The sequence below is a fragment of the Limnohabitans sp. Hippo4 genome, from assembly GCF_003063605.1.
Taxonomy (GTDB): Bacteria; Pseudomonadota; Gammaproteobacteria; order Burkholderiales; family Burkholderiaceae_C; genus Limnohabitans_A.
The window spans coordinates 133,192-155,659 of the sequence record NZ_NESE01000002.1; the positions used below are offsets into that span (position 1 = coordinate 133,192).

A 22,468-nucleotide genomic window follows, 5' to 3' on the forward strand; every position below is an offset into this window, starting at 1 on the left:
ATGAACTTTGATTTCAGCACCCCTTATGCTTCTGCGCGATTGCCGCAGTTTGCGCGCAATGTTGTTTCCACTTCGCATCCTTTGGCAGCGCAAGCTGGTTTGCGCATGATGCTCAAAGGCGGCAACGCGGTCGATGCCGCCATTGCAGCAGCAGCGGCCATCACCATCACAGAACCTGTCAGCAATGGTTTGGGTTCTGATGCGTTTTGCATTTTGTGGGATGGCCAAAAACTGCACGGCCTCAATGCTTCTGGCCCTGCGCCACAGGCTTGGACGCCAGAGTACTTTCACAAAAAATATGGCACCGATGCGGTGAACCCACCCAAGCGCGGTTGGGACTCAGTCACCGTGCCTGGCGCCGTGGGCGCATGGGCCGCTTTGAGTGAGCGCTTTGGCAAATTGCCTTTTGCAGATTTGATGGAGCCTGCCATTGAAATTGCAGAGCGGGGTTATTTATTGCCCGTGGTGGTGCAGCAAAAATGGGAAGCCGCCACGCCGCTGCTGCAATCCTTGCCGGGTTTTGCAGAAGGATTTTTGCCTTGGGGTCGTGCACCCAACGTGGGTGAATTGTTCCAGTTCAAAGCGGCAGCGCGTGGTTTGCGCGCAATTGCCGAAACCAAGGGGCGTGCCTTCTACGAAGGTGAAATTGCTGAAGCCTTGGTGAAGTTTTCAAATCAACATGGCGGTGCCATGACGCTGCAAGACTTGGCGCAGTACCGCCCTGAATGGGTCGAGCCCATTTCGCAAAATTACCATGGCTACACGCTCAACGAAATTCCACCCAATGGTCAAGGTATTGCTGCTTTGATTGCCTTGGGCATTTTGGAAAACTTTGATTTGCCCAGCTTGAAAGTGGACGGTATTGAATCTCAGCATTTGCAAATCGAAGCCATGAAGTTGGCCTTTGCCGATGTGTACCGCTATGTGGCCGATCCGCGCAACATGGAAGTCACGCCAGCGCAGATGCTCGACCCCGCCTATTTGAAGAGCCGCGCCAATCTCATTGACATGAAGAAAGCGCAAGATTTCAAGGCGGGCAATCCTGTGAAGGGCGGTACCATTTACCTCACAGCTGCCGATGAAAACGGCATGATGATCAGCTTTATCCAAAGCAATTACATGGGCTTTGGCTCGGGCGTGGTCGAGCCCACGTACGGCATCAGTTTGCACAACCGTGGCTTTGACTTCAGCACCGATCCCAAAGGCTTGAACCCAGCCAATTTGGTCGCACCAGGCAAGCGACCTTTCCACACCATCATTCCAGCATTCTTGTCGAAAGACGGCCAGCCTGTCATGAGCTACGGTGTGATGGGTGGCAGCATGCAACCGCAAGGTCACATGCAAACCTTGGTCCGCATGCTCGACTACGGACAAAATCCGCAGGCAGCTTGCGACGCACCTCGCTGGCGCTGCAACAACGGCCTGTCCATTAATGTGGAAGCGTCGATGGACCGCAACACGGTGCAGGGCTTGAGTGACTTGGGTCATGAGCTGGCTGTCATCAACGATTCGTACATGGACTTCGGTGCTGGCCAATTCATTTGGCGCATGGGCGATCCCAAAGTGCAGGGTTATGTGGCTGCCTCTGACCCGCGCCGAGATGGGCAGGCGGTTGGCTTTTGAGCGAAGCCGCCAAGCCCAAATTCACATCGGGCCTGTTGCTGGCAGCAGCAGGCTCAATTGCTTTCAGCGGCAAAGCCATCATCGTGAAATTGGCCTATCGGCATGGCGTCGATGCCATCACCTTGGTCATGTTTCGCATGCTGTTTGCCGTACCGTTTTTCATCGCCATGGCGTGGTGGGCAGGGCGCGGCAAAGAACCCCTTACGCGCAGCGATTGGCTAGGGGTATTGGGTTTGGGTTTTTCAGGCTACTACCTGTCGAGTTTTTTGGATTTCTTGGGGCTGCAATACATCAGTGCTTCATTTGAGAGGCTCATCTTGTACCTCAACCCAACCTTGGTCTTGGTACTAGGTTGGGTGCTGTACAAGCGCAAAATTTCATATCGCCAAGGCGTGGCCATGGCGGTCAGTTACAGTGGTGTGCTGTTGGTGTTTGGCCATGAGGTGTCCTTGGTCGGCGAGCATGTGGCCTTGGGTGCGGCCTTGGTTTTTTCAAGCGCCATCACCTATGCCATTTACCTCAGCTACAGCGGTCAAATGGTGCAGCGTTTGGGTTCACTGCGTTTGGCGGGATTGGCCACCACTGTGGCGTGCGTGTTGTGCATCGTGCAATTTGTGGTGCTCAAACCAGCCGCGGCTTTGGACGTGGCACCCGAGGTCATTTGGCTGTCCATGCTCAACGCCACAGCTTGTACCGTGTTGCCCGTATTGATGGTCATGATGGCCATTGAGCGCATCGGTCCGGGCTTGACGTCGCAAATTGGCATGATTGGCCCAATGTCGACTTTGACCATGGGGGCCTTGTTGTTGAATGAGCCCTTCAATGCATGGACCCTGATGGGAACCGCATTGGTGTTGGGCGGAGTATTTTGGGTGACGCAAACGCCCAAAGTTGTTGAATAATTTTGAGTCTGCAATGCGCCAAAACGCTTGCGGCAATGTGCATTAATTTTGGAGAAAAAAAATGGATTTAGGCATCAAAGGTAAATGGGCATTGGTGGGCGGTGCAAGCAAAGGCTTGGGCTGGGGTTGTGCACGTGCGTTGGCTTTGGAAGGCGTGAACGTGGTCATGGTGGCACGCGGCGCAGAAGTGCTCAACCAAGCGGTGGCCGATTTGCAAAAAGAAGCGCCTGGGGTGACCTTGATTCCTGTGGCGGCAGACATCACCACTGAAGCGGGTCGTGCGGCTTTGTTTTCGGTGGCAGGAGGTCCTGGCAAAGACTTTGACATCGTGGTGACCAACGCAGGCGGTCCACCACCCGGCGACTTCCGCAATTGGGACCGTGAAGCTTGGATCAATGCGGTCGATGCCAACATGCTGACGCCTATTGAGCTGATCAAGGCCACCATCGATGGCATGGCCGCGCGTGGCTTTGGCCGTATCGTCAACATCACGTCCAGTTCGGTCAAATCACCGATTGATATTTTGGGCTTGTCGAACGGTGCTCGCAGTGGTTTAACGGGTTTTGTGGCTGGCGTGGCGCGCACCAAAATTGCAGCCCAAGGCGTCACCCTTAACAACATCTTGCCCGGCAAGTTTGATACCGATCGCATTCGCACCACCGTCGAAGCCACAGCGCAAAAGACGGGCAAAACAGTGGCCGAAATTCGTGCGCAGCAACAAGCAATGGTGCCCGCAGGTCGTTATGGCACACCGCAAGAGTTTGGCGCTTTGTGTGCCTTCATTTGTAGCCAGCAAGCTTCTTACATCACCGGTCAAAATTTCTTGACCGATGGTGGTGCTTATCCTGGCACTTACTAAGTCAACAAAAATGCGCGCTTCAGGCTGACGCCTTTGAAAGGTTTCAGCTGGCGCGCTTTGACGACACCACAATGCCGCTCACAATGAGGGCAAACGCCAGGGCGTGATACACCTTGGGCAAGTCACCCAAAAACACGCTGGACATGATGGCGGCAAACAAGGGCGTCAGGTTGGCAAAGAAACCGGCCACTGCAGGCCCAGCAGTTTGCACACCCAAGCCCCAGCATCGATAGGCCAACACAGCAGGGCCGATGGCCACAAACGCCAATGCGGCGTACAAAGGCATGCCCCAAGTGATGTGCGCATCGGTCAGCGCCCATTCAGCACCTGTGAACATGCCGGCCCATCCCAATCCAAATATCACTTGCGCCATCAGAAATGCAGCCCAGTTGCTGCGAATCTCATCGGGCTCATTGCGTTGCGTCAAAAGCCAGCTGTACATGGCCCAACAAGCCACAGCCAGCAAAATGTAAATGTCGCCCACCACAAACTGCACTTGAAAAAGCTGTTCCCAATCGCCGCGCGACAGCACCACCAAAACGCCAGCGATGGAGAAAGCAGCGCCAAGCCATTGGGCGGCTCTGACCGGCGTCTTGAAAAACAAGGCGCCAATTGCCAACATGAATACCGGCGTGCTGGCCGCCACCAAAGTGACGTTCAAGGGTGTGGAAGTTTGCAGCGCCAAATATTGCAGCGCGTTATAGCAACCTACGCCAAGCAAGCTGAGCAAGGCAAACCGGCGCCAATGGGGCCACAAGGGGCTACTGGGCTTCAGCAATTGCCATGTCAGGGGCAACAAAATAAAAAAGGCGATCGCCCAGCGCAAGAAGTTCAGGGTGATGGGAGGCACCAATTCACTGACCAGTCGACCGACCACTGCATTGCCTGCCCAGAGGAGGGGTGGCACAGTGAGCATCAAAGCCGTACCGGGTGAGAGTTTTTGTGTCATGCCAGTGACTGTAACGTCAACTGTGTACCCGACTGCGAGGGCAGGGACATTCAATTCGTGGCAAAGTAGCGGTCATTGTGAATTGGCTTCACAAGCCAGTCGCCAACGATTTCATTTTTAAGGAGATACGCATGAGCTTAGCCGTCCAAATTGACCAAAACGGTGGTCCTGAACAACTCAAATTGGTCGATGTCACAGTCGGCCAGCCTGGTCCCGGCGAAATTCGAATTCGCCACAAAGCCATTGGCCTGAACTTCATTGACGTTTACCAGCGCAGCGGTTTGTACACCTTGCCCATGCCCCTCAAGTTGGGCATGGAAGCCTCAGGCATTGTGGAAGCCGTTGGCGAGGGCGTGACGCACCTCAAAGTAGGCGACCGTGCAGCGTATGCCAGCCAGCCTCCAGGCAGCTACTGCGAAGAGCGTGTCATGCCCGCCAAGTGCGTTTGCAAACTGCCCGACGACATCTCTTTTGAAACTGGCGCCGCCATGATGCTGAAGGGCCTCACTGCGCAATACCTGCTCATGAAAACGCGCCCTGTTGAAGGCCTGCAAGCGGGTGACCACGTGTTGTTCCATGCTGCTGCGGGTGGCGTAGGCCTCATTGCTTGCCAATGGGGCAAGGCCTTGGGCTTTCGCATGATTGGTACTGCAGGTTCTGATGCTAAATGCCAATTGGCCATTGCCAATGGTGCTGAGCACTGCATCAACTACAGCACAGACGACTTCTTGGCGCGCGTGAAAGAAATCACGGGTGGCAAAGGTTTGAAAGTGGTTTACGACTCCGTGGGCAAAGACACCTGGGACAAATCACTCGACTGCTTGCGTCCCTTCGGCTTGATGGCCACCTTTGGCAATGCCTCTGGTGCAGTGCCACCTTTTGCCCCTGGCGTGCTGGGCACCAAAGGTTCTTTGTACGTCACACGTCAAACCTTGTTCAGCCACATCACCACACGTGAAAGCACACAAGCCATGGCCGATGATTTGTTTGCGGTTGTGCAGAGTGGCAAGGTCAAAATTCACATTGATCAAACCTTCCCATTGTCGCAAGTGCAAGAAGCGCACAAAGCTTTGGAAGCCCGCAAAACCACAGGTTGCACCATCCTCACTTTGTGATGCGTCCCTGACATCAAAAAGGCACCCGCGGGTGCCTTTTTTATTTGCCGCGGCGAACTCGCAGCAACTCGTCCAGTATCAGTAAGCCAGCGCCAACGGTGATGGCGCTGTCGGCCACGTTAAAGGCAGGGAAGTGCCATGTGCCGTAATAGAAATCTAAGAAGTCAATCACATGGCTGTAGAGCAAACGATCGATCACGTTGCCAACGGCGCCACCTAGCAACAAAGACAAGGCCAAGCAAAACAAAGTTTGACCGGCATGCATGCGAAGCAAGTAAACCATCACGCCAGCTGCAACCACACCCAGTCCGGTAAAGAACCAGCGTTGCCAACCCCCGGCATCGGCCAAGAAAGAAAACGCTGCACCGGGATTGTGAACGCGAACCAAATTGAAGAAGGACGTGATGGGCAATGCCTCACCCAATTGGAATGCACCTACCACTGCAATTTTGGTCAATTGGTCTAACAGCAAAGTGATCAGCGCAACGCCCAACCAAAGCCAGACCCCTGACCCTGATGAGAAAGCACTTTTGTTTTTGGCCATTGCGCTGATTGCTTAAGCGAACAAACGCTTCTCGCCTTCGCCATGCAGGTTGCTGTCGCAACGTCCGCAGAGTGTGGGGTGGGCTGGGTTCACACCCACGTCAGGGGCGTAATGCCAGCAGCGATCGCATTTGGTGTCTTCACTCACGGCCACTTTGGCCACCAGGCTGTCGCCGGCTTCCAAGTTAAGTTGAGAAGTGATGAACACAAACTTCAGGTCTTTGCCCAAACTGGCCAACAAGGCATGATCTTCGGGGCCGGCTTGCAAGGTGACAGCAGCCTGCAAAGAGGCGCCCACTTTGCCATCGGCACGCAAGGCTTCAATGTCTTTGTTCACCTGATCGCGAATTTCGCGAATGCGGGTCCACTTGGCCAGCAGCGCTTCATTGGGCGTGCCCAAGTCGCTGAAGGTTTCCATGAAGATCGATTCTGAGCCGCCAAAGTTTTGCCAAGCTTCTTCAGCGGTAAAGCTTAAGAACGGCGCCATCAAGCGCAGCATGGCATGCGTGATGCGATACAGCACGGTTTGTGCAGAGCGACGTGCCAATGATTTGGGTGCGCTGGTGTAGAGGCGGTCTTTGAGCACGTCCAAATAGAACGCGCCCAAATCTTCCGAGCAGTACACCTGCAACTTGGAAACCACAGGGTGGAACTCGTAGTCTTTGAAGTGCGACAGGATGTCGGCTTGCAATTGCGCTGCACGGCTCAGGGCAAAGCGATCGATCTCTAACAAGTCGGCATCGGCTACTGTGTCTTTGGTGGGATCAAAGTCGCTGACGTTGGCCAACAAGAAACGCAGGGTGTTGCGAATGCGGCGATAGGCGTCGACCACACGCGCCAAAATTTTGTCGTCGATGTTGAGGTCGCCAGAGTAATCGGTTGAAGCCACCCACAAGCGCACAATTTCTGCGCCCATTTTGTCGCTGATCTCTTGCGGCGCCACCACATTGCCCAAGCTTTTGCTCATCTTGCGGCCTTGGCCGTCAGTGGCAAAGCCGTGGGTTAGCAAACCTTTATAGGGAGCACGGTCGTACAACGCACAACCGAGCAACAAAGAGCTGTGGAACCAGCCGCGATGTTGGTCGTGGCCTTCCAAATACAAATCGGCTTCGGGGCCTGCATCGTGGAAGGGGTTGCGATCGTACGCATCTTTGTGACTGCCGCGCAGCACGTGTTGGAAGGTAGAACCGGAGTCAAACCAAACTTCCAAAATGTCGGTGCTCTTGGTGTAGTTGGGCGCATCGGCGGCGCCCAAAATTTCTTCCGCCGTGACACGGCTCCAAGCTTCAATGCCGCCTTTTTCAACGATGTCGGCCGCTTGGTCCAAGATCTCCATGGTGCGGGGGTGTAACTCGCCCGAGTCTTTGTGCAAGAAGAAGGGCACAGGCACGCCCCAGCTGCGTTGACGAGAGATACACCAGTCGGGGCGGTTGGCGATCATGTCGCGCAGACGGGTCTTGCCGTTTTCGGGATAGAAGTGGGTTTGGTCGATGGCATCGAGGGCCAACTGACGCAAAGTCTTCGGAGCCTTGTCTTTGGTGAAGACACCAGGGCCTTCGTCCATGCGCACAAACCACTGCGCTGCAGCGCGGTAAATGACAGGCGTTTTGTGGCGCCAGCAATGAGGGTAGCTGTGGGTGATGCCGTAAGTGGCCATGAGGCGATTGCTTTCGCCCAACACTTCGATGATGCGGGGGCAGGCTTTCCAAATGTTCATGCCACCAAACAAGGGCAGGTCTTCAGCGTAGCTGCCGTTGCCTTGAACAGGGTTCAAGATATCGTCATAAGCCATGCCATTGGCCACGCAAGAGTTGAAGTCGTCCACACCATAAGCGGGTGAGGAGTGAACGATGCCGGTGCCGTCTTGCGCACTCACGTACTCGGCCACATACACAGGCGAGAAGCGTTGGTAGCCTGCGTGCACGTCGTACAAAGGATGTTTGAAGTTCAAGCCGCCCAATTTGTCGCCGGTGGTGGTGGCCACCACTTGGCCTTCAAGCTTGTATCGCTCTAAACATTTCTCGACCAAGGATTCGGCCAAAACCAATGCGCCTTTTTCGGTGTTCACCAAGGCGTAAACCAATTCAGGATTGACGTTGAGGGCTTGGTTGGCAGGCAAGGTCCACGCGGTGGTGGTCCAGATCACAGCAAAGGCTGATTTGGGTTGACCTGGCAGTTCTTGCAAACCAAAAGCCTTGGCCAAAGCGGCGTGGTCTGCCGCTTCAAAGGCCACGTCCAAGGTGTCGCTCTTTTTGTCGGCGTATTCAATTTCAAATTCGGCCAAAGAAGAGCCGCAATCGAAGCACCAGTACACGGGCTTCAAACCGCGGTACACAAAGCCACGCTCGATGACGCGTTTGAAGGCGCGGATTTCACCGGCCTCGTTGGCAAAGTCCATGGTGCGATAGGGACGTTCCCAATCACCCAAAACACCCAAGCGTTTGAAGTCTTCGCGCTGTTGGTCAATTTGTTCGGTGGCAAATGCGCGGCTCTTGGCTTGCATGTCGTCGCGGCTCAGTTTGCGACCATGCAATTTTTCAATCGCGTTTTCAATGGGCAAGCCGTGGCAGTCCCAGCCGGGGATGTATTGCGCGTCAAAGCCCGCCAATTGCTTGGACTTGACGATCATGTCTTTGAGCACTTTGTTCAGGGCGTGACCAATGTGCAATTTGCCGTTGGCGTAAGGGGGGCCGTCGTGCAACACAAACAAGGGTGCGCCTTTGCGAGCAACGCGCAGTTTTTTGTACAGACCTTGATCGCTCCAGGCTTTGGCCCAGGCGGGCTCACGCTTGGGCAAGTCGCCGCGCATCGCAAAGGCGGTGTCGGGCATGTTCAAGGTGGCGCGGTAATTTGTTTTTGGTTCAGACATGGTCAAACGATTCAATCTTCAAAAGGGGTTTGCAATGAAAACCTGCAGTGTGTTGATTTCACAAAATGCAGGTTTGGATCACAAAGAAAGTGCAGGCATTCACAAAGCTGCACATCAGGTGAGGTGCGTGGCGAGCGTCAAATTCGATCGCGCGATGTTTGGCGATGGGTTTGACCATGACGGGATGCAAAAAAAGCACGCGCGTCATCACAGTCCTTGGCAATGCCCACAGTCAGGGCTTCCAGGCTGTCGTATTTGAGTTCGTCGTGTAATTTGTGCAAGAGGTCCACGCGGATGATTTTACCGTAGCCACCCTCGGCTTCGAGGCTGGTGGGCCAATCAAGGCAATGGGTCTCTAAAAGAACCCGGCCACCATTGACATCATTGGGGTCTAAAGAGGGGCGAATGCCCAAATTGGCCACCCCCGGCACGGGCTTTGGCGTTAAGCCGTGCACTTCGACATTGAAAATACCGCTGGCCGCGGGTTTCCAGTGGCTGAAGCGCAAATTGAGGGTTCTAAAGCCGTCTTCGGCGCCTTCTTTGGACGCGCCAAGGCCACGGCCCAGCTTGCGGCCGTGCACCACATGGCCGCTCACGCTGTAAGGCCGACCCAAAAGGCGAGCCACAGCCTCCATGTCGCCTCGGCCAAGGGCATCCCGCACGGCGGAGCTCGAAACGCGCAGGCCATGCACCTCGTAGCTGTTCATGCGGGCCACGTCAAAGCCTTGTTGCTGGCCTGCTGCGTCCAGCATGGCGTAATCGCCTGCGCGTTTGGCGCCAAAACGGAAATCGTCGCCCACCAACAAGTACTTCACGCCCAAGCCTTTCACCAAAACCTGTTGGATGAAGTCCTCAGGGGTTTGGCTGGCCAGGCGTTCGTCAAAGGGCAGCACAACCACTTGGTCAATGCCGCAACTTTCAAGTTCCAGCAACTTATCGCGCAGCGTGGCAATGCGGGCGGGTGCCAATTCGGGTTTGTTGTGCAGCTTGGCAAAAAAATCGCGAGGGTGGGGCTCGAATGTCATGACACAGCTGGGTACACCGCGGTGCGCTGCTTCGTTTTTCAATAGCGCAAGCATGGCTTGGTGACCGCGGTGGACACCGTCAAAATTACCAATCGTCAAGGCACATTGGGTTGCCCTGTCTGGATGGTTAAAGCCGCGAAATACCTTCATGCCTGAGATGTGTGATGCTCGAATTCAATGGGCTCTATTGTGACCCAGTTAAGGCCATGAAAAAACCGCCACGAGGGCGGTTTGTGACCAAGCCAAAGCATTGTGCAAACAATGCAATGGCAGGGTAAGGGGTTTAAGCAAAAACGCCCGCAGTTTCTTGCATGCTGTTGGACACTTCGCCCAAGTGGTGCAGGGTGTCGCCAAATGTCATTTCGAGTTGCGTCAATTTCTTGAAGTAGTGGCTGACGATGTACTCGTCCGTCACGCCAATACCGCCGTGCAATTGCACAGATTGCTGGCCCACAAAGCGCATGGAATTGCCCAGTTGGTACTTGGCACGGGCCATGGCTTGATGACGTTCGGCCGCAGGTGTGTTCAGTTTGAGGCTGGCGTAGTAGCTCATGGAGCGGCCCAGTTCCAATTGCATCTTCATGTCGGCCACGCGGTGGCGCAGTGCTTGGAAAGTGGCAATGGTGGTGTTGAACTGCTTGCGTGTATTCATGTAGTCCACGGTGATGGCCATGGTTTTGTCCATCACGCCCACTGCTTCGGCGCACACACTGGCAATGCCAATGTCGACGGCGTGGCTGAGGGCGGTCTGGCCGTCCAAGCTGACCAAGCTGGCAGGTGATTGGTTGAGCGTCAACTCGGCAGCACGCGCGCCGTCTTGGGTCACATAACCCGATGTTGCAGAACCCTTGGCGCCTTTGGCCACCAAGAACAATGCCAGTTTGCCTGCTGCCATCGCTGGCACCAAAAAGGCGTCGGCATGATCGCCTGCAGCCACCACACTCTTGGTGCCTGTGATGTTCCACTGGCCATCTTGCTGCTGCGCTTGCGCGTCGCACTTGCTGATGTTGTAGCGAGACTTGCGCTCTTGATGCGCCAACACGACGATGGCTTCGCCGCCTGCAATTTTGGGCAGCCACTCGGCTTTGAGTGCGTCGGGTGCATAGCCTTCTAAAACAGCACCTGAAATCAGGGCTTGCTGAATGGGTTCCATCACAATGCCGCGGCCCAGCTCTTCCATCACCACCATGCCTTCAACCGGGCCCATGCCCATGCCGCCGTGGTCTTCGCTGATGTACAGGCCGCACAGGCCTAACTCGGCCAGTTCGGTGTAGGCTGCGCGGTCAAAGCCGCCAGCGTGTGTAATTTCGCGGCGGCGATCAAAGGTGTAGCCCTTGTCCACCCATTTACGGACTGCGTCGCGCAGTTGTTCTTGGTCGTCTGAAAAATCGAAATCCATGATCTGTCCTTGTATGGTTAATTGAATTAACCCAAAACGGTTTGAGCCACGATGTTGCGCTGCACTTCATTGCTGCCGCCGTAAATCGTGGTTTTGCGCAAGTTGAAATAGTTGGCAGCCAAAGGTGCGTTGGCAATTTCGTGACCTGGGAAGTCGCCTTGCCAACCTGCATCCATCGCTTCGAAGATAAAGGGCAGGCTGTAAGGGCCGGCGGCCAACATCATGAGTTCGCTGTAGCGTTGTTGAATTTCGCTGCCCTTGATTTTCAAGAGGCCTGCAATGTCGAGGGAATTCTTGCCAGATTTCTCGGCAGACAAGACACGCAATACCAACATCTCCAAGGCCACGATGTCCACTTCCAATTTGGAAATTTCATCGCGGAAACGCATGTCGTCGTAAACACCTTCGGCTTTGGCGATGCGCTTGAGGCGCTCGAGTTCGCGCTTGGCGCGGTTGACGTCGGCAATGTTGGTACGCTCGTGGGCCAACAAGTGCTTGGCGTAGTTCCAGCCTTTGTTTTCTTCACCGATCAAGTTCTCGGCCGGCACTTCCACGTTGTCGAACCAAACCTCGTTCACTTCGCATTCGCCATCGAGCAATTTGATTGGGCGCACGGTGATGCCAGGCGACTTCATGTCGATCAGCAAGAAGGAAATGCCGGTTTGGGGCTTGCCTTCGTTGCTTGTGCGGACCAAGCAGAAAATCCACTCGCCGTATTGACCCAAGGTGGTCCATGTTTTTTGGCCGTTGACGATGTACTTGTCGCCCACACGTTCGGCACGTGTTTTGAGGGAGGCCAAGTCGGAGCCGGAACCTGGCTCTGAGTAACCTTGGCTCCACCACACTTCGCCGCTGGCGATGCCAGGCAAGAAGCGTTTTTGTTGTTCAGCATTGCCAAAGGCCATGATGACGGGGGCCACCATCACAGGGCCGAAGGGCACAACGCGCGGTGCACCGGCCAAGGCGCATTCTTCTTCGAACAAATGCTTTTGCACCGCGGTCCAGCCGGGTCCGCCAAATTGCTCAGGCCAACCCCAACCGAGCCAGCCTTTTTTACCCAAAATTTTGGCCCAGCGTTGCATGTCATCGCGGGTCAAGCGCATGGCGCTGTGGACTTTTTGTGAAATGTCGGCGGGTAAATTTGCCTTAACCCATGCGCGAATTTCCTCGCGAAATGCGAGCTCTTCGGGTGTGAATGCCAAATCCATGAAATGTGTCTCCGGTCAAAGCCAGTGATTGATGAAAAGTCGTTTTTAGCACGACCGTGCGCAAATGCGCTGTCTTGGCTGCGACAAAACCTTATTTAGGCTGCGTGAGCAGGGATAATCCTAGGGTGAAAAAGATTGTCATTTTGATTTCAGGTGCCGGATCCAACATGGCGGCCATTGTTCAAGCAGCGCATCATCAACGTTGGGCGCAACGTCTGGGGGTGCAGATTGCGGCCGTAATCAGCAACAAGCCCGGCGCTGCTGGGCTCGATTGGCTTCGCAGCCAATCAGCGTATTCGGCCATTCAAACTGATGTTCTGGAACATACCCAATTTGATTCTCGCGAAGCCTTTGACCAGGCGCTGATGCAGCGAATTGACGCACATGCGCCAGATTTGGTGGTGTTGGCGGGATTCATGAGAATTCTGACCCCTGGCTTTGTGGCGCATTACGCAGGCCGTTTGATCAACATCCATCCCTCTTTGTTGCCTGCTTTTACGGGATTGAACACCCATCAACGTGCCATTGATGCGGGCTGTAAATTTGCTGGCGCCACAGTGCACCAGGTGACATCCGAGTTAGACCATGGACAGATCCTGGCGCAGGCGGTGGTGCCCGTGTTGCCAGGCGATACCGCAGATGATTTGGCGGCACGTGTTTTGACGCAAGAACACTTGATCTACCCCGCCGCCGTGGCGGCCTTCTTCAAGCCGTAGGGCGCTCTTCACCGACCCAAGCAAATCTTGGTTGCACCACGCCATTGATCTCGACGGTTTCGTTGAACATGGCGGCAGGGCGGACCCACATGCCTTGTTCGCCGTACAACGCTTTGTACAAAGTCATGGGCTCCAATGACTCGCTGTGACGCACGGTGCCTAGCACTTGGTAGAGTAAATTTTTGTAATGACGGTAGTAGCCGGGGCGGGTGGTGATCAGGGGCGGTAAGGTTTCTTCTTGCATGAAGTCTTTCGAAGTGGTGCAGCAGTGGGACAATAGGGACTATGCATCCTAAAGCCCTGTTAGACGCCTGCGCCGAATTGGTCAGGCTCACCCTCCAATTTAACCATCCCGCCGATGCGGTGGTCTCTAGATTTTTTCGCGACAACCGCAACTTAGGTCCGCGCGAACGCGCCACCTTGTCCGAGACGGTGTTCAAAGTCTTGCGCCAAAAATTGTTGTTTGAACACATGGCCCGCTCGGGCAGTGGCGCCAAAGAACGTCGTTTGGCCATCTTGGGTTTTGCAGGCCCGCGCGACTTTGTCAAAAGTGCCTTGAACGACACCGAAAAAAAATGGCTCGACATGTGCGACAGCATTCAGCCGTCCGACTTGATGTCGCAGCACATTCACAACTTGCCCGATTGGCTGGCGCGTCCGCTCAAGGAACAAGTAGGCGATGAATTTGAAGCTTTGGCCAAGAGTTTTTTAGAGTCTGGCACTTTGGATTTGCGCGTCAACGATCTGAACGAAAAACGTGCTGAAGTTCTAAAAGAACTGACGGCTGCGGGCATCGCCTGCGAGCTCACCCCTTTCTCACCTTGGGGCTTGCGTTTGCAAGGCAAGCCTTCACTGGCCAAAGTCAAAGCTTTTGAGCGCGGTGCTGTGGAAGTTCAAGACGAAGGCTCGCAATTGCTGGCGCTGCTCTTGGACGCACACCGCGGCGAAATGGTGGTGGATTTTTGTGCAGGTGCCGGCGGTAAAACCCTGGCCATCGGTGCAGCCATGCGCAACACCGGACGCCTGTATGCCATGGACACCTCTGCACACCGCTTGGATGCGTTGAAGCCACGATTGGCGCGCAGCCAATTGTCCAACGTGCATCCCGCCGCCATTGCGCACGAACGCGATGATCGTGTGAAGCGTTTGGCCGGTAAGATTGACCGCGTGTTGGTGGATGCGCCTTGTTCGGGTTTGGGTACTTTGCGCCGCAACCCCGATCTGAAATGGCGCCAAAAGCCCGAAGGCATTGCCGATGTGGCGGCCACGCAAACGGCCATTTTGGACAGTGCTGCGCGCTTGCTCAAATCAGGGGGTCGTTTGGTCTATGCCACCTGCAGTGTGCTGCCCCAAGAGAACGAAGACATTGCCAATGCTTTCTCTGCGGCCCATCCCGATTTTGTGCAATTGCCAGTGTTGGATGAGTTGAGTCGCTTGAAGGTGGCCCATGCTGGAAGCTTGTGCAACGGCCCGTTTTTGCGCTTGTGGCCTCACCGTCATGGCACCGATGGTTTTTTTGCGGCAATCTGGGTCCGAAAGTGAAATCCAAAGGTTTCATTTTTGAAGCGCTTTGTTGAATTGACTTTCAAATTGAATTCGAAAATCTTAAAATACTGGGATTGCCTGTCAGGGCATCTTTACATAGAAAGCGACTGCATGTTGTTCATCGACTCTGCTGCATTTGACGCCACCCTCAACTGGTTGGCCAATGGACTCTTAGACTTTTCTGGCTGGCAAGTTTTCTTTGTCATTTTGGGCCTGACCCACGTCACCATTGCCAGTGTCACCATCTTTTTGCACCGTCACCAGGCTCACAGAGCCTTGGACTTGCACCCCGCTGTGTCGCATTTTTTCCGTTTCTGGTTGTGGATGACCACCGGCCAAGTGACCAAAGAGTGGGCGGCCATTCACCGCAAACACCACGCCAAGTGCGAGCAAGCCGAAGACCCTCACAGCCCTCACGTGCACGGCATCAAAACCGTGTTGTTCACGGGTGCTGAGTTGTATCGCAAAGAATCCAAAAACAAAGAAACACTCAGCCGTTATGGTCACGGCACGCCCGACGACTGGATGGAGCGCAATCTGTATTCGCGTTTCTCTTGGCAAGGCGTGGCCCTGATGTTGATCATCGATGTGGCTTTGTTTGGTGTTTTAGGGCTGACAGTCTGGGCTGTGCAAATGGCTTGGATTCCCATCACCGCTGCGGGCATCATCAATGGTGCTGCGCACTACTGGGGCTATCGCAACTTTGAAGCGCATGACGCCAGCGCCAACATTTCGCCTTGGGGCATTCTGATTGGTGGCGAAGAGTTGCACAACAACCATCACACCTACCCAACTTCAGCCAAGTTGTCGGTCAAGCCCTATGAGTTTGATTTGGGCTGGACTTACATCTGCATCTTGCAGTTCTTTGGTTTGGCACATGTGAAGAAAACACCGCCCGTCTTGGCTTACGGTGAAGTTCGCCCCGTGGCAGACGAAAAAACATTGGAAGCCCTGATTGCCAACCGCTACGAAGTGATGGCCGGTTACGCTCGCCAGATGCGCAGCGTGTTCCGTGAAGAAGTGGCCAATGCAAAGCTCGACGCCAGTGTGTTGAAAATTGCCGCTCGCTGGATTCACCGTGATGGCGACAAGGTTCCCGCAGAAGCGCAAGCACCTTTGAGCGCCACTTTGGCTGCTTACCCAGTGTTGCAAAAAATGCTGGCCATGCGTGAAGAACTCCGTCAAATCTGGCTCAACACCTCACACAACCGCGAACAGTTGGCCTTGGACCTCCAAGCCTGGTGCAAACGCGCTGAAGAGAGCGGCATTGCTGCCTTGCGCGATTTCTCCACACAACTTCGCGCTGCTAGAGCGTAAGAATTTAATTGGGGTCAGATCAACATTAATTTACTTAGCGCACAGGTCGCTTTGAATCTTGAAAATTAATGTTGATCTGACCCCAATTATTGAGCCCCCCTCAGCCTTTAGCCCCTTTGAATGACCAAATTAATGTGGATCTGACCCCATTTAAACAAAAAAGCCCGCATCAGCGGGCTTTTTGTTGGGTCAAGCTGAATTACTTCAGTTTGATTTCCTTGTACTCAACGTGCTTGCGAGCTTTTGGGTCGAACTTCATGATCGACATTTTCTCGGGCATTGTTTTCTTGTTCTTGCTGGTCGTGTAGAAGTGACCAGTACCAGCTGTAGATTCCAGCTTGATTTTTTCGCGTCCGCCTTTGCTTGCCATGATGGTGCTCCTGTTAGGGTTTAGGCTTGACCGCGTTCACGCAGGTCTGCGAGAACGGCATCAATGCCATTTTTGTCGATCAGGCGCAAAGCGGCGCTGGAAACGCGCAGGCGCACCCAACGGTTTTCGCTCTCTACCCAGAAACGGCGATATTGCAGGTTCGGCAGGAACCGGCGCTTGGTTTTGTTGTTGGCGTGGGAAACATTGTTTCCGACCATTGGGCCTTTGCCCGTTACGTCGCAGACGCGTGCCATGTGGACACTCCGATACTTTTATAAACAGCTGGTGCCTGATCAGTTTTGCGAAGCTAGCGATAAAGCCAACTTGCACAACTTAAGGCGCTCCAGCCTCACCTCGCCAGAAGGGTGGCGGTAACCCATTTTTGAAGACGCCCCTACAGGGACTGTTCAGCAAAGCCTTGGATTATAGCCAGCTTTTTGGGCCTCAGCCAAGCAAAAAGCGCCAAAAACCAAGCTGCCAAAGCTTGGGGTGGTGCAAAACCACCCCCAATTTCAGCGGATCAAGCGCCTTCTTGCTCCAAAAAGCGCTGGGCATCCAAGGCGGCCATACAGCCCGTTCCGGCACTGGTAATGGCCTGGCGATACACGTGATCTTGCACGTCACCCGCGGCAAACACGCCGGGCACACTGGTCATGGTGGCAAAGCCTTTCAGGCCGCTTTGGGTGACGATGTAGCCATTGTCCAAGGTCAGTTGGCCTTGGAAGATTTCGGTGTTGGGGGCGTGGCCAATGGCAATGAAGCAGCCTTTGAGTTCCAAATCTTGCAAAGAGCCGTCTTTGGTGGACTTCAAGCGCACGCCTGTGACGCCGGTTTCGTCGCCCAAAACCTCTTCCAGGGTTTGGAAGGTTTGCAGCACGATTTTTCCTGCCGCCACTTTGTCCATCAGCTTGTCGACCAAGATGGGCTCGGCTTTGAACTTGTCGCGGCGATGAATGAGGTACACCTTGCTGGCAATGTTGGAGAGGTACAAAGCCTCTTCCACAGCGGTGTTGCCACCACCCACCACGCAGCACACTTGCTCGCGGTAGAAGAAGCCGTCGCATGTAGCGCAACCTGACACGCCGCGGCCCATGAAGGCCGTTTCAGAGTCCAGCCCTAAGTACTTGGCGGAAGCACCAGTGGCAATGATCAAGGAATCGCAGGTGTAAACACCGCTGTCACCCGTCAATGTGAAAGGGCGCTTGCTGAAGTCGACCTTGTTGATGTGGTCAAAAACGATTTGCGTGTTGAAGCGCTCTGCGTGCTCCAAGAAGCGTTGCATCAAGTCGGGTCCCTGCACGCCATGCACGTCGGCGGGCCAGTTGTCCACCTCGGTCGTGGTCATCAACTGACCCCCTTGGGCAATGCCAGTGATCAGCAAAGGCTTCAAGTTGGCGCGGGCGGCGTACACGGCAGCGGTGTAGCCGGCAGGGCCAGAACCGAGGATCAAAACTTGGGCGTGTTGGGTGGGGAGTGTGTTGGACATGATGGGAATCTTGCTGAATTCGGGAAAACGCTAAAACGACATTGTAAGAAGCTTGGCAAACACCTGTTTGACAGGGTCTATCGGGTAAGCTTCAGGGTTAGACCATGACATATTCACTTCGCACCCTTACCAACGCTGCCGGCACCTCCGAAAACGACTCGTCATCAGGCTTGTCAGAAGGTACTGGACTGATGCGTTTCACCCAAGAAATCGTCCTGTTCATGGGCGCCGCCTTGCTTTTGGTCTTGGCCTTGGCCATGTTCAGCTTCAGTCCCAAAGATCCCTCTTGGTCGGGTTCCGGCTTAGGGGGCCCAGTTGTCAACTGGATGGGTCTGGTTGGCGCGTGGTTGGCCGATGGCATGTATTTTTGCTTTGGCTACTCGGCTTGGTGGCTGGTGGCTTTGTTGGGACGTGTGTGGCTGAATGCTTGGGCCGATTGGTTGCGCGGCAACGAGCCCGCATTGGCGCAAGTATCTGAAGAAGAAGCCTCCTGGAAAACGCGCTTGGTGTTTTGGCTGGGCTTGATCGTGCTCATGTCCGCCAGCTGTGCCTTGGAGTGGGCGCGCCTTACACGATGGGATGCGGCCTTGCCCGGCACCAGTGGCGGTGCACTCGGTTATGCCGTCGGAAATTTTTCTTTGAAATGGTTGGGCTTCAATGGCTCCTCCTTGATTGAGGTGGTGTGCGTTGCGCTGGGAATGGGCTGGGCCTTCGGTTTCTCTTGGGGCCAAGTGTGCGAAAACTTAGGCGCCAAACTCGACGGTTTGATGCAGTCCCGCCAAGTGAAGCGCGAAATGGAAGAAGACTTGGCCATGGGCCAACAAGCCTTGCGTGAGCGTGAGCAGCTTCAATCCAAATTGCCCGTCGAGCCGCAACTGCATCCCTTTGAAAACGAGTTTGAAGAGAAGCCTTTGTTTGCAGCGGCAGGTGTGGCTGCGCCCGTGTTTGCAGAACCTGTCGCACCCATGATCATTGAAGCGCCAGTGGTCGATGTGCCGCGCAGCGAACGCGTGGTCAAAGAACGTCAGAAGCCTTTGTTCAACGAATTGCCCGACAGCAAATTGCCGCAGGTTGATTTGCTCGACAGCCTGACGCAGCGCCAAGAAGGCGTGGCGCCAGAGACGCTGGAGATGACCAGCCGCATGATTGAAAAACGCCTCAAAGATTTTGGCGTCGAAGTGCGCGTGGTGGCGGCCATGCCTGGCCCTGTGATCACACGTTACGAAATCGAACCGGCTACAGGCGTGAAGGGTTCTCAAGTGGTGAACTTGGCCAAAGACTTGGCCCGTTCGCTCAGCCTCATTTCCATTCGCGTGGTCGAAACCATTCCTGGCAAAAACTACATGGCCTTGGAATTGCCCAATGCCAAACGTCAGTCCATCAAGCTGAGTGAAATTTTGGGCTCGCAGGTTTACAACGAAGCCAAGTCCTTGCTCACCATGGGCCTTGGCAAAGACATCGTGGGCAATCCCGTGGTGGCCGACTTGGCCAAAATGCCGCACGTGTTGGTAGCCGGTACCACAGGCTCTGGTAAGTCGGTGGGTATCAACGCCATGATTTTGTCGCTGCTGTACAAAGCAGAAGCGCGTGATGTGCGTTTGCTCATGATCGACCCCAAGATGTTGGAGATGTCGGTTTACGAAGGCATTCCCCACTTGTTGGCTCCTGTGGTGACCGACATGCGACAAGCAGCGCACGGACTCAATTGGTGCGTCGGCGAAATGGAGCGCCGCTACAAGTTGATGAGCAAAATGGGCGTTCGCAATTTGGCCGGTTACAACGCCAAGATTGACGAAGCCACCGAACGCGAAGAATTCATCTTGAATCCTTTCAGTCTCACCCCCGACGATCCCGAGCCGCTCAAGCGCTTGCCCCACATCGTGGTGGTGATTGACGAGTTGGCCGACTTGATGATGGTGGTGGGCAAGAAGATTGAAGAGCTCATTGCGCGCTTGGCGCAAAAGGCCCGCGCCGCAGGCATTCACTTGATCTTGGCCACACAACGTCCTAGCGTGGACGTCATCACGGGCCTGATCAAAGCCAACATTCCCACGCGCATTGCGTTCCAAGTCTCCAGCAAAATTGACAGCCGAACCATTCTGGACCAGATGGGTGCAGAAGCGTTGCTCGGTATGGGTGACATGTTGTACATGCCCTCGGGAACAGGTTTCCCTATTCGTGTTCATGGCGCCTTTGTGAGCGATGAGGAAGTGCACCGCGTGGTCAGTTACCTCAAGACACAAGGCGAACCCGATTACATCGAGGGCGTCTTAGAAGGTGGCACCACCGATGGTGAAGACACCGGTTATGGCGACAGCGGCGATGCCGAAAAAGACCCCATGTACGACCAAGCCGTTGAAGTGGTGCTCAAGAACCGCAAGGCCAGTATTTCCTTGGTTCAGCGCCACCTCAAGATTGGTTACAACCGCGCAGCTCGTTTGGTGGAAGAGATGGAGAAGGCCGGCCTGGTCAGTTCCATGAGCAGCAGTGGTCAGCGTGAAATTTTGGTGCCTGCGCGCACTGAATAAGTTTTTGCATCACTTTAAATCTGCTCATGATTGCCTTACGACGATGCATCGGATTTGGCTTGTTGGCCTTGCAGATGGCAACGTTTGCAATGGCCCAGTCGTCTGCCGATTCATTGGACGCTTTGAGCCAATTTTTGAAGCAAACAAACAGCGGCCGTGCGCAGTTCACCCAAGTGGTCACTTCACCGGCCAAGGCTGACCAAGCGCCGCGGCGTAAAACCTCATCGGGTACTTTTGAATTTCAAAAGCCTCAACAATTTCGCTTCGCCTATCAAAAACCCTTTGTGCAAACCATGGTCTCCGATGGTCAGTCGCTGTGGTTGTACGACGCCGATTTGAACCAAGTCACGGTTCGCAAACAAAGCCAATTGCTTGGTCAAACGCCCGCTGCGTTCATTGCGTCCTCGGGTGATTTGAAATCGCTTCAAGCCGAATTCAATTTGAAAGCCGAACCCGAGGCAGAAGGTTTGCAGTGGGTCAAGGCCACACCCAAACAATCTGACGGTGCGCTGCAAGCCATCCGAGTGGGCTTGAAACCAGCTGGCAGCACAACAACCCCGCCTGTCTTGTCGGTGCTGGAAATTGTCGATGGCTTGGGGCAAACCTCGCGCTTGAGTTTTCAAAACTTCGAGGTCAACGTCAAGTTGCCCAACGACAGCTTTCAATTTAAAACGCCTGCGGGTGCACAGGTGATTCGGCCATGAGCGTCAGCGTTCATTTGCAGCAACCTTTGGCAGAGCGACTGCGCCCCCGCAACTTGGGCGAAGTCATTGGCCAGCAACACCTGATCGGTGAAGGCTTGGCGTTGCGCTTGGCCTTTGAGTCGGGCCAGCCTCACAGCTGCATTTTGTGGGGGCCGCCTGGCGTTGGCAAAACCACCATTGCACGCTTGATGGCCGATGCGTTTGATGCGCAGTTCATCAGCATCAGTGCGGTACTTGGTGGCGTGAAAGACATTCGCGAGGCGGTTGAAAAAGCGCAGGCTGCACTCGAGGGCCTCCAACCCCAACGTACCATCGTGTTTGTCGATGAGGTGCACCGCTTCAATAAAAGTCAGCAAGATGCCTTTTTGCCCCACGTTGAAAGTGGCCTGTTTACTTTCATTGGTGCCACCACCGAAAACCCATCGTTTGAAGTCAACTCGGCTTTGTTGTCGCGTGCGGCGGTGTATGTGTTGCAAGCGTTGAACGAGGCAGACCTGAAACAAATCGTTCAGCGGGCGCTAGAGATTAGGGCCATTGCGCCGCTTGAAGTCGATGCTGAACAACGCCTCATTGCATATGCCGACGGCGATGCGCGGCGTTTGCTCAACACCCTTGAAACCTTGGCGGTGGCCGCGCAACGCGAAAAGCTTGAAAGCATTTCGGATGCTTGGCTTTTGAAAGTCTTGGGCGAGCGCATGCGGCGCTACGACAAAGGTGGCGAGCAGTTTTACGACACCATCAGCGCCTTGCACAAGTCGGTCAGAGGCTCTGATCCCGACGCCGCTTTGTATTGGTTCACCCGCATGCTCGATGGCGGTGCCGATCCCAGGTACATGGCCCGTCGCTTGATTCGCATGGCGGCTGAAGACATTGGCTTGGCCGATCCCAGGGCTTTGCGCTTGGCCCTGGACGCCGCAGAAGTCTATGAGCGGCTGGGCAGCCCAGAAGGGGAGCTGGCTCTGGCAGAATGCGTCATTTATTTGGCCGTAGCGGCCAAATCCAACGCGGTTTACAAAGCTTTCAACGAGGCCAAAGCCTGGGTCAAAAAAGACGGAACCCGTCCCGTGCCCATGCATTTGCGCAATGCGCCCACCCAATTGATGAAAACCTTGGACTATGGCAAGGGTTATCGATATGCGCACGATGAAGAAGGCGGCTTTGCGGCAGGAGAGAATTACCTCCCTGAAGGCATGCCAGCCCCGGGTTTTTATCGCCCAGTCGACCGCGGTTTGGAAATGAAAATTGCAGAAAAAATGGCCAACTTGCGTGAGATCAATCGCGCACGCGGCGCCAAATAACAGGAGTGACGG

General features: G+C 54.7%; 20 protein-coding genes. 10 read left to right on the top strand and 10 right to left on the bottom strand.

What is annotated here, in order from left to right; genetic code table 11:
* The 3 genes from B9Z46_RS06065 (at position 1) to B9Z46_RS06075 (ending at position 3,384) form a co-directional block, all read left to right on the top strand.
* Positions 1 to 1,623: a gamma-glutamyltransferase family protein gene (locus tag B9Z46_RS06065; protein WP_108254991.1), complete on the top strand. Its 1,623-nt coding sequence runs from the start codon at positions 1 to 3 to the stop codon at positions 1,621 to 1,623.
* Positions 1,620 to 2,525 (top strand): DMT family transporter, encoded by a 906-nt coding sequence (locus B9Z46_RS06070; RefSeq protein WP_108254992.1) that lies wholly within the window; start codon positions 1,620 to 1,622, stop codon positions 2,523 to 2,525. Before B9Z46_RS06065 ends, B9Z46_RS06070 begins: the two co-directional genes overlap by 4 nt.
* Before the next feature lie 61 nt (positions 2,526 to 2,586).
* A complete protein-coding gene (locus B9Z46_RS06075) occupies positions 2,587 to 3,384 on the top strand; it encodes an SDR family oxidoreductase (protein WP_108254993.1) in 798 nt (265 codons plus the stop codon).
* 43 nt (positions 3,385 to 3,427) lie between these two features.
* Here B9Z46_RS06075 and B9Z46_RS06080 read toward each other — a convergent pair whose 3' ends face one another.
* Positions 3,428 to 4,333 carry a DMT family transporter gene (locus B9Z46_RS06080; RefSeq protein ID WP_108254994.1) on the bottom strand — a complete coding sequence of 302 codons (906 nt, stop codon included), beginning with the start codon at positions 4,331 to 4,333 and terminating at the stop codon, positions 3,428 to 3,430.
* A 131-nt stretch (positions 4,334 to 4,464) separates the two neighbouring features.
* Here B9Z46_RS06080 and B9Z46_RS06085 point away from each other — a divergent pair, with 131 nt between their 5' ends.
* Entirely contained in the window at positions 4,465 to 5,448 is a 984-nt protein-coding gene (locus B9Z46_RS06085) for a quinone oxidoreductase (protein WP_055361365.1), read from the top strand.
* 40 nt (positions 5,449 to 5,488) lie between these two features.
* Here B9Z46_RS06085 and lspA read toward each other — a convergent pair whose 3' ends face one another.
* From lspA to B9Z46_RS06110, 5 genes are all read right to left on the bottom strand, one after another.
* Entirely contained in the window at positions 5,489 to 5,992 is a 504-nt protein-coding gene (gene lspA / locus B9Z46_RS06090) for a signal peptidase II (protein ID WP_108254995.1), read from the bottom strand.
* 12 nt (positions 5,993 to 6,004) lie between these two features.
* A complete protein-coding gene (ileS, locus tag B9Z46_RS06095; RefSeq protein WP_108254996.1) occupies positions 6,005 to 8,860 on the bottom strand; it encodes an isoleucine--tRNA ligase in 2,856 nt (951 codons plus the stop codon).
* A gap of 137 nt (positions 8,861 to 8,997) precedes the next feature.
* Positions 8,998 to 10,035 (bottom strand): bifunctional riboflavin kinase/FAD synthetase, encoded by a 1,038-nt coding sequence (locus B9Z46_RS06100; RefSeq protein WP_108254997.1) that lies wholly within the window; start codon positions 10,033 to 10,035, stop codon positions 8,998 to 9,000.
* A gap of 133 nt (positions 10,036 to 10,168) precedes the next feature.
* Complete coding sequence (locus tag B9Z46_RS06105) at positions 10,169 to 11,284, bottom strand: acyl-CoA dehydrogenase family protein (protein ID WP_108254998.1); 1,116 nt, start codon at positions 11,282 to 11,284, stop codon at positions 10,169 to 10,171.
* Between the two features lie 26 nt (positions 11,285 to 11,310).
* On the bottom strand, positions 11,311 to 12,492 hold the full coding sequence (locus B9Z46_RS06110) for an acyl-CoA dehydrogenase family protein (RefSeq protein ID WP_108254999.1): 1,182 nt from the start codon (positions 12,490 to 12,492) through the stop codon (positions 11,311 to 11,313).
* Between the two features lie 125 nt (positions 12,493 to 12,617).
* Between B9Z46_RS06110 and purN the strand changes: the two genes are divergently transcribed.
* A complete protein-coding gene (purN, locus tag B9Z46_RS06115) occupies positions 12,618 to 13,208 on the top strand; it encodes a phosphoribosylglycinamide formyltransferase (RefSeq protein WP_108255000.1) in 591 nt (196 codons plus the stop codon).
* Here purN and B9Z46_RS06120 read toward each other — a convergent pair.
* Complete coding sequence (locus B9Z46_RS06120) at positions 13,198 to 13,452, bottom strand: DUF1653 domain-containing protein (RefSeq protein WP_055361359.1); 255 nt, start codon at positions 13,450 to 13,452, stop codon at positions 13,198 to 13,200. The genes purN and B9Z46_RS06120 overlap by 11 nt on opposite strands.
* A 41-nt stretch (positions 13,453 to 13,493) precedes the next feature.
* Between B9Z46_RS06120 and B9Z46_RS06125 the strand changes: the two genes are divergently transcribed.
* Positions 13,494 to 14,750 carry an RsmB/NOP family class I SAM-dependent RNA methyltransferase gene (locus tag B9Z46_RS06125; protein WP_108255001.1) on the top strand — a complete coding sequence of 419 codons (1,257 nt, stop codon included), beginning with the start codon at positions 13,494 to 13,496 and terminating at the stop codon, positions 14,748 to 14,750.
* Between the two features lie 114 nt (positions 14,751 to 14,864).
* Positions 14,865 to 16,070 (top strand): fatty acid desaturase, encoded by a 1,206-nt coding sequence (locus B9Z46_RS06130; protein WP_108255002.1) that lies wholly within the window; start codon positions 14,865 to 14,867, stop codon positions 16,068 to 16,070.
* Positions 16,071 to 16,269: 199 nt separating this feature from the next.
* Here the strand turns inward: B9Z46_RS06130 and rpmG are convergent, their stop codons facing one another.
* From rpmG to trxB, 3 genes are all read right to left on the bottom strand, one after another.
* Complete coding sequence (gene rpmG / locus B9Z46_RS06135; RefSeq protein ID WP_019425810.1) at positions 16,270 to 16,440, bottom strand: 50S ribosomal protein L33; 171 nt, start codon at positions 16,438 to 16,440, stop codon at positions 16,270 to 16,272.
* A 20-nt stretch (positions 16,441 to 16,460) separates the two neighbouring features.
* Complete coding sequence (gene rpmB / locus B9Z46_RS06140) at positions 16,461 to 16,694, bottom strand: 50S ribosomal protein L28 (protein ID WP_055361356.1); 234 nt, start codon at positions 16,692 to 16,694, stop codon at positions 16,461 to 16,463.
* A gap of 266 nt (positions 16,695 to 16,960) precedes the next feature.
* The gene (trxB, locus tag B9Z46_RS06145) at positions 16,961 to 17,926 is read right to left on the bottom strand and encodes a thioredoxin-disulfide reductase (protein WP_108255003.1); all 966 of its coding nucleotides are present in this window, start codon (positions 17,924 to 17,926) and stop codon (positions 16,961 to 16,963) included.
* A 104-nt stretch (positions 17,927 to 18,030) separates the two neighbouring features.
* Here trxB and B9Z46_RS06150 point away from each other — a divergent pair, with 104 nt between their 5' ends.
* The 3 genes from B9Z46_RS06150 (at position 18,031) to B9Z46_RS06160 (ending at position 22,456) form a co-directional block, all read left to right on the top strand.
* Positions 18,031 to 20,454, top strand: a complete 2,424-nt coding sequence (locus B9Z46_RS06150) for a DNA translocase FtsK (protein WP_055361354.1) — start codon at positions 18,031 to 18,033, stop codon at positions 20,452 to 20,454.
* Positions 20,455 to 20,528: 74 nt separating this feature from the next.
* Entirely contained in the window at positions 20,529 to 21,158 is a 630-nt protein-coding gene (lolA, locus tag B9Z46_RS06155; RefSeq protein ID WP_108255749.1) for an outer membrane lipoprotein chaperone LolA, read from the top strand.
* The gene (locus tag B9Z46_RS06160; RefSeq protein ID WP_108255004.1) at positions 21,155 to 22,456 is read left to right on the top strand and encodes a replication-associated recombination protein A; all 1,302 of its coding nucleotides are present in this window, start codon (positions 21,155 to 21,157) and stop codon (positions 22,454 to 22,456) included. Before lolA ends, B9Z46_RS06160 begins: the two co-directional genes overlap by 4 nt.
* Positions 22,457 to 22,468: the final 12 nt, after the last annotated feature.

Bases quoted from the DNA above. Each gene is read 5' to 3' on its own strand.
- B9Z46_RS06065 (WP_108254991.1), top strand. From the start codon at position 1: ATGAACTTTGATTTCAGCACCCCTTATGCTTCTGCGCGATTGCCGCAG.
- B9Z46_RS06075 (WP_108254993.1), top strand. From the start codon at position 2,587: ATGGATTTAGGCATCAAAGGTAAATGGGCATTGGTGGGCGGTGCAAGC.
- B9Z46_RS06080 (WP_108254994.1), bottom strand. From the start codon at position 4,333: ATGACACAAAAACTCTCACCCGGTACGGCTTTGATGCTCACTGTGCCA.
- B9Z46_RS06085 (WP_055361365.1), top strand. From the start codon at position 4,465: ATGAGCTTAGCCGTCCAAATTGACCAAAACGGTGGTCCTGAACAACTC.
- lspA (WP_108254995.1), bottom strand. From the start codon at position 5,992: ATGGCCAAAAACAAAAGTGCTTTCTCATCAGGGTCAGGGGTCTGGCTT.
- ileS (WP_108254996.1), bottom strand. From the start codon at position 8,860: ATGTCTGAACCAAAAACAAATTACCGCGCCACCTTGAACATGCCCGAC.
- B9Z46_RS06100 (WP_108254997.1), bottom strand. From the start codon at position 10,035: ATGAAGGTATTTCGCGGCTTTAACCATCCAGACAGGGCAACCCAATGT.
- B9Z46_RS06105 (WP_108254998.1), bottom strand. From the start codon at position 11,284: ATGGATTTCGATTTTTCAGACGACCAAGAACAACTGCGCGACGCAGTC.
- B9Z46_RS06110 (WP_108254999.1), bottom strand. From the start codon at position 12,492: ATGGATTTGGCATTCACACCCGAAGAGCTCGCATTTCGCGAGGAAATT.
- B9Z46_RS06120 (WP_055361359.1), bottom strand. From the start codon at position 13,452: ATGCAAGAAGAAACCTTACCGCCCCTGATCACCACCCGCCCCGGCTAC.
- B9Z46_RS06125 (WP_108255001.1), top strand. From the start codon at position 13,494: ATGCATCCTAAAGCCCTGTTAGACGCCTGCGCCGAATTGGTCAGGCTC.
- B9Z46_RS06130 (WP_108255002.1), top strand. From the start codon at position 14,865: ATGTTGTTCATCGACTCTGCTGCATTTGACGCCACCCTCAACTGGTTG.
- rpmG (WP_019425810.1), bottom strand. From the start codon at position 16,440: ATGGCAAGCAAAGGCGGACGCGAAAAAATCAAGCTGGAATCTACAGCT.
- rpmB (WP_055361356.1), bottom strand. From the start codon at position 16,694: ATGGCACGCGTCTGCGACGTAACGGGCAAAGGCCCAATGGTCGGAAAC.
- trxB (WP_108255003.1), bottom strand. From the start codon at position 17,926: ATGTCCAACACACTCCCCACCCAACACGCCCAAGTTTTGATCCTCGGT.
- B9Z46_RS06150 (WP_055361354.1), top strand. From the start codon at position 18,031: ATGACATATTCACTTCGCACCCTTACCAACGCTGCCGGCACCTCCGAA.
- lolA (WP_108255749.1), top strand. From the start codon at position 20,529: ATGGCAACGTTTGCAATGGCCCAGTCGTCTGCCGATTCATTGGACGCT.
- B9Z46_RS06160 (WP_108255004.1), top strand. From the start codon at position 21,155: ATGAGCGTCAGCGTTCATTTGCAGCAACCTTTGGCAGAGCGACTGCGC.